The organism is Paenibacillus illinoisensis NBRC 15959 (assembly GCF_004000925.1).
Taxonomy (GTDB): Bacteria; Bacillota; Bacilli; order Paenibacillales; family Paenibacillaceae; genus Paenibacillus; species Paenibacillus illinoisensis.
Genome location: NZ_BIME01000004.1, coordinates 351,330 through 367,621 on the forward strand (window position 1 = coordinate 351,330; position 16,292 = coordinate 367,621).

Below are 16,292 nucleotides of genomic sequence, written 5' to 3' on the forward strand. Positions count from 1 at the left end.
CATAGATTAAAAACAAAGCAAACGATATTCAAAAGAATGATACCCAACATGAGATTTGGGTTAGGAAGGTGCTTACAACATGTCGATTCGTATTATTGTTAAAGAACCAGATGAGGTGCTTCACAAAAGAGCCAAGGAAGTTACAAAAGTAACACCGAATGTACAAAAACTGCTGGATGATATGGCGGATACAATGTATGACGCTGAAGGAGTAGGTCTTGCAGCCCCTCAAGTAGGCATTCTGAAACGCCTGATTGTCATTGATGCCGGGGATGAACAGGGCCTCATCAAAATGATCAATCCTGAAATCATCGCAAGTGAAGGCGAACAGTTTGGGCCGGAAGGCTGTCTGAGTATTCCAGGTATTAACGGCGACGTTCGCCGTTTTGAGACAGTAACCGTTAAAGGCTTGGACCGTGAGGGCAATGAACTGATTATTACGGGCAGCGGTCTGTTGTCCCGGGCATTCCAGCACGAGATTGATCACCTGGATGGCGTACTCTTCACGGATATCGCTGAGAAGGTGTACGAAATTGCAGCCGATCAGACTGGACCGCGACGTAATTAAGGAGTGATGGATTTGAATATTGTTTTTATGGGTACCCCGGAATTTGCTGTTCCTTCTCTGGATATGCTCATCGCTGAGGGTTATAACGTGGTGGGTGTAGTCACCCAGCCCGATAAACCGCAGGGCCGCAAAAAAGTGCTCACGCCAACGCCTGTTAAGGCTGCGGCTGAGCGCCATGGCCTGCCCGTATTTCAACCGGTGAAGCTGCGTGATCCTGAATCCGTGGCCAGATTGGCTGAATGGAAGCCTGATTTGATTGTGACTGCAGCATTTGGGCAGATTTTACCGAAGGCAGTATTGGATATGCCTGTACGAGGCTGTGTAAATGTGCACGGTTCTCTTTTGCCTAAATATCGTGGTGGTGCTCCAATTCAGCGCTCCATTATTAACGGGGAGTCCGTAACGGGAGTTACCTTGATGTTTATGGCAGAAGGTTTGGATACCGGGGACATGATCTCTCGTGTGGAAGTTCCAATTACGGATGAGGACACCTCTGGCACCATGTTTGTGAAGCTCAGCGATGCAGGCTCCAAGCTGCTGCAGGCAGAAATGCCCCGTCTTATTGCGGGGGAAACCACGGCTGTCCCTCAGGATGAAGCCGAAGCTTCGTATGCCCGCAATCTGACTAGAGAAGACGAGAAAATAGACTGGAATCGAACATCCCGTGAAATCTATAACCAGATCCGTGGTCTTGTTCCGTTCTCTGGTGCATTTACGATGTGGGACGAGCAGGTGTTTAAGGTATGGGCTGCTGCTAATCCCAATGAATTGGGAGCTTCAGAGACTGGAGTCAAAGGACAAGCTGAGCCTGGTACGGTGCTGCAGCTGAATGCATCCGGTATCGAGGTACAGACGGGCAACGGTTCACTCTGGCTGACAGAAGTTCAGCCGGCCGGTAAGAAAGCGATGAAGGCGGCTGACTTTGGCCGCGGCGGTACGCTGAAACCGGGCACGGTGTTACGATGAGTGAGAATAGATCCGGCAGATCCGTAGACAGTCCGAGCAGAGGTAACGCTAAACAGAACCGACGCCCGAATCCAGGGAAATCGGGTGGTTCCAGAACCGCTGGGGGCTCCCGAACCTCGGGAGAAGCTTCGCGCGCTCAACGACCCAAAACTTCTCCACGCGCACTTGCAGTGAAAGTGCTAAGTGCTGTGGAACAGGATGGAGCCTACAGTAATCTGGAGCTCAATCGTCGTTTGAAAGAGGCGGAGCTTAGTCCGGCTGATGCGGGGCTGGCAACCGAACTCGTATACGGAACAATCGCAAGACTAAACACGCTTGATTATTTCTTGGAACGTTTTGTCGCCAAAGGAATGGCCAAGCTCCAGCCATGGGTACGAAGCCTCCTTCGGATCAGCGTCTACCAGATGCTGTATCTGGATCGGATTCCGGAACATGCTGTTGTTAGTGAAGCCGTCAATCTGGCGAAGAAACTGGGTCACCAAGGAATCTCGGGTATGGTCAATGGCGTTCTGCGCAACATGATCCGTAACCGGGATGAATTGCGAATTCCGAATGATCTGCCAGCTGCTGAGCGCATCGCACTGGAGCACTCTCATCCACTGTGGATGGTTAAACGCTGGATCAGCCAATACGGTGAAGAGACAGCAGAAGCGATCTGCAAGGCCAATAATGAACCACCGGCAGTGAGTGTCCGGGTAAATACGACAATGACTACACGTGAGAAGCTTATGCACGAGATGGAGAGCACGGGTGCAGTGGTGGAGCCTTCCCGGTTAAGTCCTGACGGCATTCTTGTACGCAGCGGTGGGAATATGGCATTAACGTCATGGTATCGGGATGGATTGTTCTCAGTACAGGACGAAAGTTCCATGCTTGTGGCGGAAGCGGTCGCACCTGAAGAAGGTCAAATTGTGCTGGATTGCTGTGCAGCTCCCGGCGGTAAGACAGCTCATATGGCCGAGAAAATGCAGGACCGTGGACGGATTATTGCCAATGACGTGCATGCACATAAGCGTCAGCTTATCATGGATCAGGCAGACCGGTTGGGTCTGAGCTGTATCGACGCAGTAACCGGAGATGCACTGGATCTGGATGAACGTTATCCTCATGTTTCGTTCGACCGGATCCTTCTAGATGCACCTTGCTCAGGTCTCGGTGTCATTCGCCGGAAGCCGGATGTCAAATGGACCAAATCGCCTGAAGATATCGAAGATATCTCGGGGCTGCAGCGAGAATTGCTGGACCGGGTTGCACCGCTGTTGAAGCCGGGCGGCGTTCTTGTCTACAGCACATGTACGATTGAGCCGGCAGAGAACGAGCTTATGGTCGCTGACTTCCTGAAGCGCCATCCTGAATACCAGGCCGTGGATTCTGCCTGGACCGGAACCGAGATGGAAAAGTGGAATCCGGTGAACGGGGGCGTGCAGATTCTGCCCCAGTATGCACACAGTGACGGCTTCTTCATTGCGAGGCTGACACGTGCAGCTGATGAATAAATCCATAGCACGCAAGGAAGGCCGCCGGGGGGAACTTCGGCGGATTTCTTTTGTAATGGGGTGCGGCTTGTGCGCCGAGGTGTTATAATGCATGAAGTGCAAGACTCTAGGGCATACATGGATGTAAAGTGGTCTTTGTGATAGAATAGGAAGAATGAAAAGAAAAGAAGGAATAGGTGTTGACAACAAAATGAAACCTTTTATATATGATTTTTCCCTGGAAGAGCTGCAGCAATGGGCTGTTGAGAATGGGGAACCCGCTTTTCGCGGTGGTCAGATTTTCGACTGGATTTATGTGAAGCGAGTAAATGATTTCAGTGAGATGACGAACCTGTCCAAAGCATTGCGCGAGAAGCTGGCAGAGCAATTTGAATTTGTAACCCTTACCGAAATTACGAAGTTTGAATCCAAGGATGGAACGGTGAAGTTCCTGTTTGGTCTTCATGATGATCATGCAATCGAAACAGTTATCATGAAACACAACTATGGTAACAGTATCTGTGTAACGACACAGGTGGGCTGCCGGATCGGTTGTACATTCTGCGCCTCTACACTGGGCGGACTGAAGCGTAACCTGACAGCAGGCGAGATTGTTGCTCAGGTCGTACAGGCTCAGAAGATTCTGGATGAGCGCGGTGAACGTGTAAGCAGTATTGTCATCATGGGTTCGGGCGAACCGTTTGAAAACTACGAAGCGACAATGACTTTCCTGCGCATCATGATTCACGAAAAGGGCCTGAATATCGGTCAGCGCCACATCACGGTGTCCACAAGCGGAATTGTACCAAACATCTACAAGTTTGCGGATGAAGATACACAGATTAACCTGGCCATTTCCATCCATGCACCGAATGACGCGCTGCGTTCCAAATTGATGCCGGTAAACCGTCGTTTTCCTTTTGACGATGTGATGGAATCCCTTCGGTATTACCTGGCCAAAACGGGCCGGAGAATCACATTCGAATATGCACTTATCGGTGGCGTGAACGATCAGCCGGAACATGCCGCGGAACTCGCAAGTGTGCTCAAAAACATGCTCTGCCACGTGAACCTGATCCCGGTCAATCACGTACCTGAACGCAAGTATGTAAGAACATCGAGAAGCGACATTTTCAATTTCCAGAAGATTCTTTCGGAGCAGGGTGTTAATGTAACCATTCGTCGTGAACAGGGACATGATATTGCTGCCGCTTGCGGTCAGCTTCGTGCAAAGCATATGGAGTTGAGGTGAGAACGTTTTGATCAAAACAGTTCATGTGAGCCATATCGGACGCGTGCGTTCGGTTAATGAAGATTCAGCCTGGATCCGCAATCTGGAGACAGGGTATATACTGGGTATTGTCGCTGATGGCATGGGCGGGCATCTCGCTGGAGATACCGCCAGCCGTCTGGCAGTTGAGACATTGGTGCATGACCTGGGAACATTGGAACCGGGGCTGTCACATGCATCCTTGTCTGCTGCCCTCAGCGATGCTATTTTGCATGCCAACGAAGTGATATATCGGACTGCATCCGGAGACGACAAATACCACAACATGGGTACGACCGTGGTTGCTGCCTTGTTGAATGATGCAGAGGGTGTTATCGGTCATATCGGGGACAGCCGAGCTTACAAAATTGCAAACAAACAAGTGATCCAGTTAACGGAAGACCATACCCTGGTGAATGAATTGTTTAAAAATGGTCAGATCAGCAAGGAAGACGTATCTCATCATCCGCGTCGCAACGTGCTGACCCGTGCTCTTGGAACAGATGCAGAAGTGAAAGTAGATCTGGATCCCATCAAGCTAGAAACAGGCGAAGTTCTGCTGTTGTGCAGTGATGGACTTAGCAATCTGGTCAGCAATGAACAGCTCGTTCAAGTGGCAGGGAATCAGGAGTTGCCGCTGGAAGAGCGTGCCGATCGACTGCTTCAGCTGGCTCTGCTGGCTGGCGGAGATGATAATATCACGGTTGCGCTGTTTGAAGTGCAACAGGAAGGTTCCGTGGTGACGGAAACGGGGTGTGAGTCATGATAGGGCACCAGCTAGGCGGACGCTATGAAGTCATTGAGCGTGTTGGCGGTGGCGGCATGGCACTTGTGTACAAGGCCCAGGATCTGCTTCTGAATCGGAATGTGGCGATCAAGGTGCTGAGACAGCAATTTGTACATGATGAGGAATTCATCCGACGTTTCCGTCGAGAAGCGCAGTCAGCTGCATCCTTATCTCACCCCAACGTCGTAAGCATCTATGATGTAGGCCAGGAAGATGACGTTCATTATATTGTCATGGAGTATGTAGAAGGCAAAAACCTGAATGAGATTATTAAAGAGCGGGCTCCGCTGCAGGTGGATGAGGCTGTTCGAATTGCTTCCCAAATTGCAGACGCCCTGGATCATGCACATCATAATCAGATTATTCATCGGGATATCAAACCGCATAATATATTGATTGGCCGAAATGGCCGTGTGAAGGTTACCGATTTCGGGATTGCCCGAGCGGTTACCTCCACGACGATTACACAGACTGGTTCCGTAGTCGGATCGGTGCATTATTTTTCACCAGAGCATGCCAAAGGGATTGTTACTGGCGAGAAGTCAGATTTATATTCTCTCGGTATCGTACTCTATCAAATGCTGACTGGGCAGCTTCCTTTCCTCGGCGAGAGTCCGATCAGTGTTGCCTTGAAGCATCTGCAGGAAGAATTTGATGAACCTCGCAAATTCAACCCGCTGATTCCGCAAAGTGTGGAAAATGTGATATTGAAATCGATGCGAAAAAATCCGCAGGAGCGATATCAGTCGGCCAAGGAAATGCAGAACGATCTGGAAACCTGTTTGATGCCAGAGCGTCGCAATGAAAACAAGATCGACTTCCCGGATGAGGATGATGTGGATCAGACCCGTGTCATGCCTGCCATCAAACCGGAACCACGTGGAATTACTTCTACGGGCGCGGCTCCAGTCATGGAAGCGGACGAGGAGAACCATAAAGGCAAGCCCAAGACGAAAAACTGGAAAAAACCAACACTATTGATCTCATTGACTGTCTTAATTCTAATCGCCATGGTGGGTGTTGTGTGGTACGTCAAAGGCATGCTCGTTGTGCCTGAAGTGAAAGTGCCAAATGTCGTGAACCAGACTGAAGAAAAGGCGCGCCAGATGCTACAGGATGAAGGTTTGGTTGTGAGCGATGATGTCATCCGGCAGTATAAGGAAGGTGTCGATCCCGGTATCGTATTCGAACAAAGCCGAAACGAAGGTGATGTGGTCAAGGAAGGTTCGGAAATTCAACTTAGTGTTGGAGCTGAAAAGGAACTGACCAAAATGATCAGCGTTGAAGGTGATTCCTACGAGGATGCGGTCAAGGATCTGACGAATCTGGGAATCAGTGAGGATCGGATCAAACGTAAAGATGAATATTCTAATGACGTTGCATCAGGCTTGGTTATTTCCCAGACCCCTGGGGCCGATCAAGAATTTGATCCGGAACAGACCGAAATTGTCTTAACCGTCAGCAGAGGCGCGGAAACCGTGAAAATGCCAGATTTGAAAAATCGCACCCGTAACGAAGCAGAGCAGATGATCAAGTCTGCCGGACTGGTTCTGGCTCAGGTTCAGGAAGAGTCGAGCTATACGGTTGAGCGGGGTAAAGTGACCCAGCAATGGCCTGTGGAAGCCGGGGCCGATGTGAAACCTGGTGACAAAATTACCATTTTCGTCAGCACGGGTTATCCTCCTGAGGCGCTCGAGTATTCCTTCAATATCAATGTTTCACCAAAAGAAGAAGGCAAAAACAGCAAGATTCGAATTACATTCGAAGATGCTCGCGGCAAGAATCAGGAATGGGGTACTCGGACCATTAAACAGTCGAATCAAGCCCTGACCATTCCGCTTGTTCTTGCTCCGAATGAGAATGGTGCTGTATCTGTATATCGTGATGGTCAATTCCTGGATACGTACGTGGTAACCTACGCTGAAGCCAAAAACGGTACCGTAATCGTGCCATCCATTGAGCCAGAGATCAGTAATCAGCCACCACCAGCGAATGAGCCTGAAGAAGGCGGCGGTGGTGACGAAGGCAGCGTGGACGGCAACCAGGAAGGTGAACCTGATTCGACTCCTGCTGACGGTGAAGAAGATAATGAAAGTGAAGATACGTCTGCCATGAATAAAGGTAAAGATAAAGGTCATGGAAAAGAGAAGAATGAGGTCGTAAACGCAACAAGCCGTCCGTGAGGACGGCTTATTGCTGACGTTAGGTTGGAATGCACAACAAATCAAAGGAGGGCGACGGAGCTATGCCGGAAGGTATCATCGTAAAAGCGCTAAGCGGTTACTATTATGTCATGCCATTGTTAGAGAACGGGGTGCCTTCGGTTGAAGGCTCCGCCGTTCAATGCCGAGCGAGAGGTATATTCAAAAAGAGAGGCATATCTCCGCTTGTCGGTGATCGCGTCAGCTATATGCTGACTGAGAATGGCGAAGGAACAGTAGACGAGATCCGGGAACGGGAGAATGAATTAATCCGTCCTCCTGTTGCGAACGTCAGTCTGGCTGTTCTTCTGTTCTCCGTTAAAGAACCGGACATGAACCTTAATCTGCTGGACAAATTTCTCGTACATATTGAGCAGGCGGGATTGGATGCTCTAATTGTATTAACGAAGCAGGACCTCGTAGATCCAGAGAAGGATACCAGGGACACTGTAGCCGAGGTTAAGGCTCTCTATGAACAGATTGGGTATGAAGTCATCTCGACCAGTTCGCGAACCGGTGAGGGCAATGAACTGCTCAAAGAACGCCTTGCAGGCAAGATCAGTGTGTTCTCGGGTCAGTCCGGTGTAGGTAAGTCATCCATGCTTAATGCCCTGATGCCAGGGCTGACACTTGAAACGAGTGAAATCAGTATGCGTCTTGGACGCGGTAAACATACGACCAGACACGTTGAACTGATCCCGCTGGATAATGGTGGATTTGTAGCAGATACACCCGGATTCAGCCAACTGGACTTTCTCGAGATTGGTGTGGAGGAATTATCCACCTGTTTCCGTGAATTTGCCCAGTATGCGGATCAATGCAAATTCCGCGGCTGTACCCATACACATGAGCCCCAATGCCGAGTTCTTGCAGCCAAGGAGGAAGGTCTAATCTCCGACAGCCGTTACCGGCATTATGAGCAGTTCCTTACAGAAATGAAAGACAAGAAGCGGAGGTACTAATTATGATTAAAATTGCTCCATCCATCTTATCTGCAGATTTTGCACGTCTTGGTGCTGAGGTAGCTGAGGCGCAAGCTGCTGGAGGCGACTGGATTCACGTTGATGTCATGGACGGTCATTTCGTTCCGAATATTACGCTGGGTCCTGCCATTGTGAAAGCTATTGCGCCACATACCAACCTGCCATTGGATGTACATCTGATGATTGAGAATCCGGAACGGTATGTTGAGGAATTTGCCAAAGCAGGAGCGGCTGTTATTACCGTTCATGCCGAGGCATGTGTACATTTGCACCGTGTGATTCATCTGATTAAGGAACAGGGAGTCAAGGCGGGAGTTGCTCTGAATCCGGGGACACCTGCCAGTGCCATTCAGGAAGTGCTGGATGACGTGGACATGGTTCTGGTCATGACCGTGAATCCTGGGTTTGGCGGACAAGCGTTCATTTCGGGAACCATGAACAAAATCAGACAAATTCGCAGCTGGCTGAATGAAAAAGGACGCCATGACGTACACATCGAAGTGGACGGGGGAATTGCAGCCGATACAGCACCACTCGTTGTTGAAGCTGGCGCGGATGTACTCGTCGCAGGTAGTGCGGTATTCGGACGTGAGGACCGTGCAGCCGCCATTGCCGAAATCCGTAGCAGCTACGGAGGCTGATCTATGGGCCTTAAGGAGACGCTGTGGACAATGGCTGCCAGCCTTGTAACGGGACTGGTGCTTGCGTTATTTGCAGTCATTCAATCCCCATACAATGCGCTTACCTCACTGATTGGCGTGGGCGTTGTCATTATGTATTTTCGAAAGTTTGATCGTACACGATCGCGTGTTACCTTCGTCATATTCAGCATACTGTATTACTTGCTGAGTGTATTCATGATCGCTGTCTATCAATTTGTTCCTGCCCAAACGTAAATGAGCTGTTCTTCGGGCTCGTCATGTTGGAATAGGGACAGGTGGTTCCGCATAAATATGGTTACATGAGCAGGTTTCTCATGTAGCCTTTTTTGTCGTGTTTAAGGTGAAGAAGGCCCTGAAGCATAGGATACGGCGGATGCATGAGCATGATGGGGAGGGTGAAGTATGAAATTTTACACATTCAAACTGCCGAAGTTTTTGGGAGGGTTTGTAAAGGCGATCCTTAATACGTTTCAAAAGAACTGATAAGATCGAGAGCAGGCTCAAAAGGCGAATACCGCCGCTATGGCTTCAGGACGATTGGGGAATCCGACCTGAGAAGTGCCATGCGGCGGGCATTCACATGCTTGTGCAGGTATTTATGTACTTTTTTGAATACCAAAAAAGCACCTGCAAGGAACAAGGTGCTTTTTGCTTATCCGATTTATAGTAGCTTTGCGTGATTATACGCGAGTCACTTTACCGGCTTTCAGTGCACGGGTGCTTACGTATACACGTTTTGGTTTACCGTTCACGAGAATGCGGACCTTCTGAACGTTTACGCCCCAAGAACGACGGTTACGGTTGTTAGCGTGGGATACGTGGTTACCGGTGCCCGGTTTCTTACCTGTCACATAACATTTGCGAGACATAGATTACACCTCCTATCCTAAAATAACCAGTTGCCTTCGGAGAGACGAAAGTCATTCCTTAAAGGCTAAATTGTTCTTCCTGACCATAGTGGTCAGGCTCCAGTAGCTAATGGCGTTGTTCAAGCCGGCATGGCCGGATCATTTCCATTACTTAACCTGCATAAAACAATACTTGAATATAATATCATACCCAAAAAAGCTTCGTCAACTGATCCAAAAACTTTATTTATTTCTCCTGCCTAATATAGTACAATGTTGAATAGTCCATAATACAGCGGTGAACAGGCTGTTGCCGCGAGAAAGCCGGAGATTTGACCGTCCCAAGAGGTCGGTGGTCTGCAATTTGGCAACGCTGTGCGCTGTGACATTTCCATCACTGGCACCAGTCTCCATGCGGCATTCATGCCGGCTCTCGATACCGGTGCATATCCGTATGCCCCGAACTCGGGCTTCAGCGGTTGCAGGATATCGGTGGCTCGGCCGCCCAGACCGTAGATCCGGATGACATGTTGAATTGTATGCCTTTGCCGGACAAGGTGTGGACGAAGAATGACGCAGAAGCGTCAACGCATGAACAGACCAGTTAACATCTTGGTGCAAGATGTTCGTGTATCAAGCTAGGAAGGGGAATTCTCACTTGAGTATACGTTCTTTAAATGGAACAGATTTCACCGCAATGGTACTTGCCGGCGCGGAACAACTTGGACAGCATGCAGAGCACGTCAATTCCCTGAATGTTTTCCCTGTGCCGGATGGCGACACGGGAACGAACATGAATTTGACAATGAGTGCGGGAGTTGCAGAGATTAAACGCAAGAGTTCTGCCTCCATCGGAGAAGCTGCCGGTATTTTATCTAAAGGCCTGCTTATGGGCGCACGGGGGAATTCTGGCGTTATTTTATCGCAGTTGTTCCGTGGGTTCAGTCGTTCAGCTGCTCCTTATGAGGAACTGAATACGCTCCAATTTGCAGCAGCCCTCCAAAACGGCGTGGACGCAGCGTACAAAGCTGTCGTGAAGCCTGTTGAAGGAACCATTCTTACCGTGGCTAAGGAAGCAGCGAAACATGCCAGCTACTATGCAAGACGGACGAATGATATTACCGAATTAATGAATGAAGTATTGTTAAAAGCAAAAGAGGCACTGGCAACGACTCCGGAATTGCTGCCTGTACTAAAACAGGTTGGCGTCGTGGATTCGGGTGGACAGGGGCTTGTATATATTTACGAAGGTTTTATGGAAGTTCTGCTGCAGACCGACGGTGTTAGCCGTGCATCCCTGCAAAAAGAAGTACAACCATCTGTGGCATCGTCCGCATTGAAACCGGCTGTACCGGCAGAAGAGGTGCCTGCAAAGCCTGCGCAGCAGGTCATTGCTCCAGAGATGCCGTTGTCTGCACAGGCTAGACTGGAAACGGAAGATATCGAGTTCCTGTATGATATGGAATTCTTCATTAACCGTCAGCTGGGAGATAATGCAGGCGTGGCATTCGATGACGAGGCATTCCGGAAAGCGTTGTCAGTTAATGGTGATTCCATCATCATTATTGCTGATGACGAAGTAATCAAAGTGCATGTGCACTCCAAGACACCTGGAGAGGTACTGAATCTGGCACTTCGTTACGGCGAAATTACTCAGATTCACATTTTGAACATGCGTGAACAGCACCGGGATCTGCTGACAGCGGGCATGGATATTGCCCCTTCTCCTGAATTATTTGCAGAGATTCCGCCTGAAACGACACGCAGTCACGAAGAGGCAGTACCTCCGGCAGATGAGATGGCTCCGTATGGTTTTATCGCTGTATCTTCAGGTGACGGTATTGCGGAAATCTTCCAAAGCCTCGGAGTGGACGTCGTGCTGTCCGGCGGACAGACGATGAATCCAAGTACCGAGGACTTTGTGAATGCAGTTCGCTCGATCGCTGCGGAACAGGTATTTATTTTGCCGAACAATTCCAATATTGTCCTTGCTGCCGAACAGGCACGAGAACTGCTTGAAGACGAACGCCGGATCACGGTGATCCCGAGCAAAACCATTCCGCAAGGAATGGCAGCTGCGTTTGCCTTCCAGGAGGATGAATCTGCTGAAACCAACCGTGATCAGATGCTGGAAGCCATTGGCCGCGTGCAGTCGGGTCAGGTTACTCATGCAGTAAGAGATACTCAGTACGATGAGCTGGATATCAAGGCAGGCCATTACATTGGCATCCATAATTCCAAAATCGTTGCAACAGATGAAAGCATGCTGCGTGCGTGTGAAGGCTTGCTGCAGCAGATGATGGAGAGTGGAGATGAAGTGGTTACCATCCTCGAAGGGGAAGAAGCTGACTCTGAGGTTACCGCTGCGCTTGCGGCATGGCTGGAGTCGCAATATCCTGATGCTGAGGTGGAGGTACATTCCGGAGGACAGCCAGTTTATTATTATTTGTTCTCTGTGGAGTCCTGATAGTACACTCACGCAAGGAGGAGATCTCGCTTGAGCCATAAGATTGCGATAGTAACAGACAGTACCGCAGATATACCGGAAGAGCTTGTAAGTAAATACGGAATTCATGTGGTTCCACTGCGTGTTCTGTTTGGTGAAGAAAGTTATGCAGACGGCGTTGATCTGACTTCGGAACAGTTTTATGCCAAATTGGCGAAGGCTTCGGCGTTACCTACAACGTCACAGCCTTCGCCAACCGAATTCATGAACATCTACCAGACTCTGCTGGATGAAGACCCGGAACGTCCGATTGTCTCGATTCACCTGTCATCAGGCATGAGTGGAACCTATCAATCGGCACTACTGGGCAAATCCCTGCTGGAGCGCGAGGGCGACATTACGGTGCTGGACTCCAAGTCGGCATCTTATGGATATGGTCTGATGGTTGTTCAGGCAGCTGAACTCGCGAGTCAAGGCAAGCCCGCAGCCGAGATTGCTGCAGCTGTGGAAGCCATGCAGAAGAGCCGTAAGCTGTTTTTCCTGGTGGATACACTGGAGTACCTGCAAAAAGGCGGGCGGATCGGGAAGGCAGCGGCTATTCTAGGCACCTTACTGAATATTAAGCCCATCTTGTCCATTGATGAGGAAGGTGTAATATACGCTGTTGAAAAAGTCAGAGGACACAAAAAAGCAATGGCACGCATCATTGAGCTGTTTCAGCAGGACCTTGCGGGTAAGCGTGTGAACGTGGCCGTAGGCCATACCGCAGATCCCGGAACAGCGATTGCTTGTGCAGAGCAGCTGCGTGGGCATTTTACACTGAATGAAGTGGTGTACACCAATATTGGAGCCGTTATTGGCAGCCATGTTGGGCCTGGCGTTATTGCCATCTTTATGTGGCCTGTTCCGGAATGAGGGATTAGACATGAAATTGGAAGAAATATCGGTTAAGCAAATTAACGGCGTGAGTGCTCTCAAAGAGGGAGAGCTTCACGCCTTTGGCATCTCTAGTGTTAAAGACCTGCTTGAATACTATCCGTTCCGTTATGAGGATTATCGTCTGCGTTCTCTTAGTGAAGTGAAAGATGGAGACAAGATTACGGTCCAGGGTAAGATCATGGGTATTCCGGTGTTGCAGCGCTATGGTAAAAAGTCCCGTCTCACCTGCAAGGTGATGACAGAAGAGTGGATGATTACGGCAACCTGGTTTAATCGTCATTTTCTAAAAGACCAGCTTACGCCAAACCGCGAAATTGTGCTTACGGGGAAGTGGGAACAAAAGCGCATGCAGATGACCGTCTCGGACTCGGAGTTTCCGGATAAGGGAGATGGCCGTTCAGGTACGCTGCAGCCGGTCTACTCGGTAACGGGCAAGCTGACGCAATCCTGGATGCGCAAGACGATTAATCAGGGGTTAATCCAATTTGGAGACATGATTCCCGAGATTTTACCTCCATCTCTGATGAAAAAATACGGACTGATGCCTCGTAAACAGGCAATTGCGGGGATTCACCGTCCGCAGGATAATCGGGAAGGCCAGCAGGCCAGACAGCGCATGGTCTATGAAGAATTGTTTTTGTTCCAGCTGAAGATGCAGGCCTATCGTGCATTGAACCGAAATCGGATGGATGGGGTTGTGCATACAACGGATAATGCCACCATTCGCGAGTTTGTGCGCAGTCTGCCGTTTGAACTGACAGATGCTCAGAAGAAGGTGGAACTGGAAATCCTTCACGATATGCGCTCGCCTTATTCCATGAACCGCTTGCTGCAAGGCGATGTGGGTTCGGGTAAAACGGTGATTGCAGCCATAGCGCTGTACACCTCGGTTCGTTCCGGTTTCCAGGGAGCTCTAATGGTACCTACCGAGATTCTGGCCGAGCAGCATATGCGATCATTGCAAAAGCTGTTTGAACCTTTTGGCGTAACGGTGGGCCTTCTAACAGGCAGCGTAAATGGACGAAAACGCAAGGATCTGATCGCTTCGCTGCAAATGGGGATGATTGATATCGTGGTGGGTACCCATGCCTTGATTCAGGAAGATGTGTTCTTCCGTGATCTTGGTCTTGTCGTGACGGACGAGCAGCATCGCTTCGGGGTGAACCAACGCAGCATTTTGCGGCGAAAAGGATATAATCCCGATGTGTTAACCATGACGGCAACCCCGATTCCACGGACGCTGGCGATTACGGCATTTGGGGATATTGAAGTATCCACGATCTCGGAACGGCCGAAGGGACGAATTCCGATCTCCACCTATTGGGTTAAACATGACATGATGGAGCGTGTGCTCGGTTTCATCTCCCGGGAAGTGGATCAGGGCCGTCAGGCTTATCTTATATGCCCTTTAATTGAGGAATCCGAGAAGCTGGATGTCCAAAATGCGATTGATCTGCATGTGCAGATGCAGCAGAATTTTCCGAATTATCGTGTGGGCCTGCTGCATGGACGGATGACCGCTGGGGAGAAAGAAGAGATGATGCGTGCGTTCTACAGCAATGATATTCAGCTTCTCGTCTCCACCACGGTGGTGGAAGTCGGCGTCGATGTACCGAATGCTACGTTAATGGTTATTATGGATGCGGACCGTTTTGGCCTGTCCCAGCTGCATCAGCTTCGCGGCCGTGTTGGCCGGGGGGCTCACGCTTCCTATTGCGTGCTCATCGCCGATCCCAAAACAGAGGTTGGGCAGGAGCGCATGAAGGTCATGACCGAAACGGAGGATGGGTTTGAAGTTTCTCGCCGTGATCTCGATCTGCGGGGACCGGGGGATTTCTTCGGGACCAAACAGAGTGGATTACCGGAATTCCGCCTGGCGGATATGGTTGCAGACTTTGCCGTATTGGAGCAAGCGAGGGATGATGTGTCCGGTTTGATCGGCGATCCGAATTTCTGGACATCTGTGGACTATACGGCTTTGCGAGAGTATTTACAGCAGCAGCAGGTATTCCAGGGTGATCTGATCGATTGATTGTGGCCTGAATGCATTGCTTTCCTGCAATTCGTGCGAAAAAAGTCAAGTGAACAAGCCCTCCCGTCATATGAATAGAAAGTGAGTTCATTTTTGGGAGGTGCTGTACGTTTTGGGTTACCAACAATATGGAATCAGTCCGCAGCTGGTGGAGCGGATCAAATTAAAGATGAAGAATCCTGCTGTCAAAGATCGCATCAAAAAGCTGATTGACGGAATTACGAAGTCCGACCTTCAGGACCGGGCCAAGGTTAGAAGATTGGTCAAGTCATCTGCTGTCATCTTGAATGAAAACTTCTCGTCAGCTCAGGAGGAGCAGTTCGTTGCCTTCGTCATCGCCCAGAAGATTGATCCTAACAATACGTTTCATTTGATTAAGCTGTGGGGGATGTTTCGGTGAGGTCGCTGTAGGTTGAGGGTATAAAATGCATGCAGGACAGCACACGTTGCCGCTACGATTGCAGTACCATCTTCCGATCGCTGTTATTCCCGGATTTTTTTGAACGCCCTCAATGGGGAAATCCGGGGATAAAGGCGAGCGCTTCGCTTCTTCAGGTTTATTCTGTCCTCTTCGTTTTGTGTGAATGATCTGTTTATTTTATAAAGACTCAACCTACACCGAGGGTGTAGGTTGGTTAAAGGGCGGGGCAGTTCATAAGTCAGGAAATGACTTATGGACTGCCTTTTTTGATGTTAGACATCAGACCAAGCGTCCGTGATGCATGATAAAGACGTGTTTCACGGAAAGATAAAGTAGTTGTAACGAACTGAGCGCACGCTATCCGGGTAAATCATCAGGTTCGGTGTCGTAACGAATCATAGAGTTGTTATATCGTCTTTCGCGGAGGTTAATAGCAGTTTTTTACTTATATAGCGTGGCATAGGTTCGTTAAAGTTATTATTCCATACTAATTCTCGTAATAAGGTGTAACGGATTCCTTAAAGTCTGTCTGAATGGAGCAAAAGACTCTACTGCATCCTTTTACATCTCATTTCTATCTGATGACTTTGCTTTCTCCTTGGCAGAGCGGTAAACTGGTGCATACGAGCAAAAAGGATGAACGCAAAATGAGCATTCATAGGATCGTGTAAAAGGGAACGAAAACCGGAGATGC

General features: G+C 49.5%; 15 protein-coding genes. 14 read left to right on the top strand and 1 reads right to left on the bottom strand.

The genetic code is table 11. The features are described 5' to 3' along the window. Positions 1–79: 79 nt before the first annotated feature. The 10 genes from def to spoVM all read left to right on the top strand — a co-directional run bounded on the left by def (position 80) and on the right by spoVM (position 9,395). Positions 80–568, top strand: a complete 489-nt coding sequence (gene def / locus PIL01S_RS12980; RefSeq protein ID WP_095290270.1) for a peptide deformylase — start codon at positions 80–82, stop codon at positions 566–568. 6 nt (positions 569–574) lie between these two features. Continuing rightward, a complete protein-coding gene (fmt, locus tag PIL01S_RS12985) occupies positions 575–1,534 on the top strand; it encodes a methionyl-tRNA formyltransferase (RefSeq protein WP_174818691.1) in 960 nt (319 codons plus the stop codon). Next, complete coding sequence (gene rsmB / locus PIL01S_RS12990) at positions 1,531–3,030, top strand: 16S rRNA (cytosine(967)-C(5))-methyltransferase RsmB (protein ID WP_127537871.1); 1,500 nt, start codon at positions 1,531–1,533, stop codon at positions 3,028–3,030. Before fmt ends, rsmB begins: the two co-directional genes overlap by 4 nt. 190 nt (positions 3,031–3,220) lie before the next feature. Then, a complete protein-coding gene (rlmN, locus tag PIL01S_RS12995; RefSeq protein ID WP_095290542.1) occupies positions 3,221–4,261 on the top strand; it encodes a dual-specificity RNA methyltransferase RlmN in 1,041 nt (346 codons plus the stop codon). Positions 4,262–4,268: 7 nt separating this feature from the next. After that, a complete protein-coding gene (locus PIL01S_RS13000; RefSeq protein WP_127537872.1) occupies positions 4,269–5,045 on the top strand; it encodes a Stp1/IreP family PP2C-type Ser/Thr phosphatase in 777 nt (258 codons plus the stop codon). Further along, on the top strand, positions 5,042–7,249 hold the full coding sequence (gene pknB, locus PIL01S_RS13005; RefSeq protein ID WP_127537873.1) for a Stk1 family PASTA domain-containing Ser/Thr kinase: 2,208 nt from the start codon (positions 5,042–5,044) through the stop codon (positions 7,247–7,249). Before PIL01S_RS13000 ends, pknB begins: the two co-directional genes overlap by 4 nt. A 62-nt stretch (positions 7,250–7,311) precedes the next feature. Next, positions 7,312–8,229 carry a ribosome small subunit-dependent GTPase A gene (rsgA, locus tag PIL01S_RS13010; RefSeq protein ID WP_127537874.1) on the top strand — a complete coding sequence of 306 codons (918 nt, stop codon included), beginning with the start codon at positions 7,312–7,314 and terminating at the stop codon, positions 8,227–8,229. Positions 8,230–8,231: 2 nt separating this feature from the next. Continuing rightward, a complete protein-coding gene (gene rpe / locus PIL01S_RS13015; protein ID WP_095290279.1) occupies positions 8,232–8,891 on the top strand; it encodes a ribulose-phosphate 3-epimerase in 660 nt (219 codons plus the stop codon). Between the two features lie 3 nt (positions 8,892–8,894). Continuing rightward, positions 8,895–9,146 (top strand): hypothetical protein, encoded by a 252-nt coding sequence (locus tag PIL01S_RS13020; protein WP_095359346.1) that lies wholly within the window; start codon positions 8,895–8,897, stop codon positions 9,144–9,146. Between the two features lie 168 nt (positions 9,147–9,314). Beyond that, positions 9,315–9,395 carry a stage V sporulation protein SpoVM gene (gene spoVM / locus PIL01S_RS13025; RefSeq protein WP_019424875.1) on the top strand — a complete coding sequence of 27 codons (81 nt, stop codon included), beginning with the start codon at positions 9,315–9,317 and terminating at the stop codon, positions 9,393–9,395. Positions 9,396–9,592: 197 nt separating this feature from the next. On the opposite strand, the gene rpmB is transcribed toward spoVM, so the two are convergent. Next, entirely contained in the window at positions 9,593–9,781 is a 189-nt protein-coding gene (gene rpmB, locus PIL01S_RS13030; protein WP_024631107.1) for a 50S ribosomal protein L28, read from the bottom strand. 637 nt (positions 9,782–10,418) lie between these two features. Between rpmB and PIL01S_RS13035 the strand changes: the two genes are divergently transcribed. The 4 genes from PIL01S_RS13035 (at position 10,419) to PIL01S_RS13050 (ending at position 15,577) form a co-directional block, all read left to right on the top strand. After that, positions 10,419–12,227 carry a DAK2 domain-containing protein gene (locus PIL01S_RS13035; RefSeq protein ID WP_127537875.1) on the top strand — a complete coding sequence of 603 codons (1,809 nt, stop codon included), beginning with the start codon at positions 10,419–10,421 and terminating at the stop codon, positions 12,225–12,227. Positions 12,228–12,257: 30 nt separating this feature from the next. Next, the gene (locus tag PIL01S_RS13040; RefSeq protein WP_127537876.1) at positions 12,258–13,121 is read left to right on the top strand and encodes a DegV family protein; all 864 of its coding nucleotides are present in this window, start codon (positions 12,258–12,260) and stop codon (positions 13,119–13,121) included. 10 nt (positions 13,122–13,131) lie between these two features. Beyond that, a complete protein-coding gene (gene recG, locus PIL01S_RS13045; RefSeq protein WP_127537877.1) occupies positions 13,132–15,177 on the top strand; it encodes an ATP-dependent DNA helicase RecG in 2,046 nt (681 codons plus the stop codon). A 112-nt stretch (positions 15,178–15,289) separates the two neighbouring features. Further along, positions 15,290–15,577 carry a stage VI sporulation protein F gene (locus tag PIL01S_RS13050; RefSeq protein WP_095359342.1) on the top strand — a complete coding sequence of 96 codons (288 nt, stop codon included), beginning with the start codon at positions 15,290–15,292 and terminating at the stop codon, positions 15,575–15,577. Positions 15,578–16,292 lie beyond the last annotated feature (715 nt).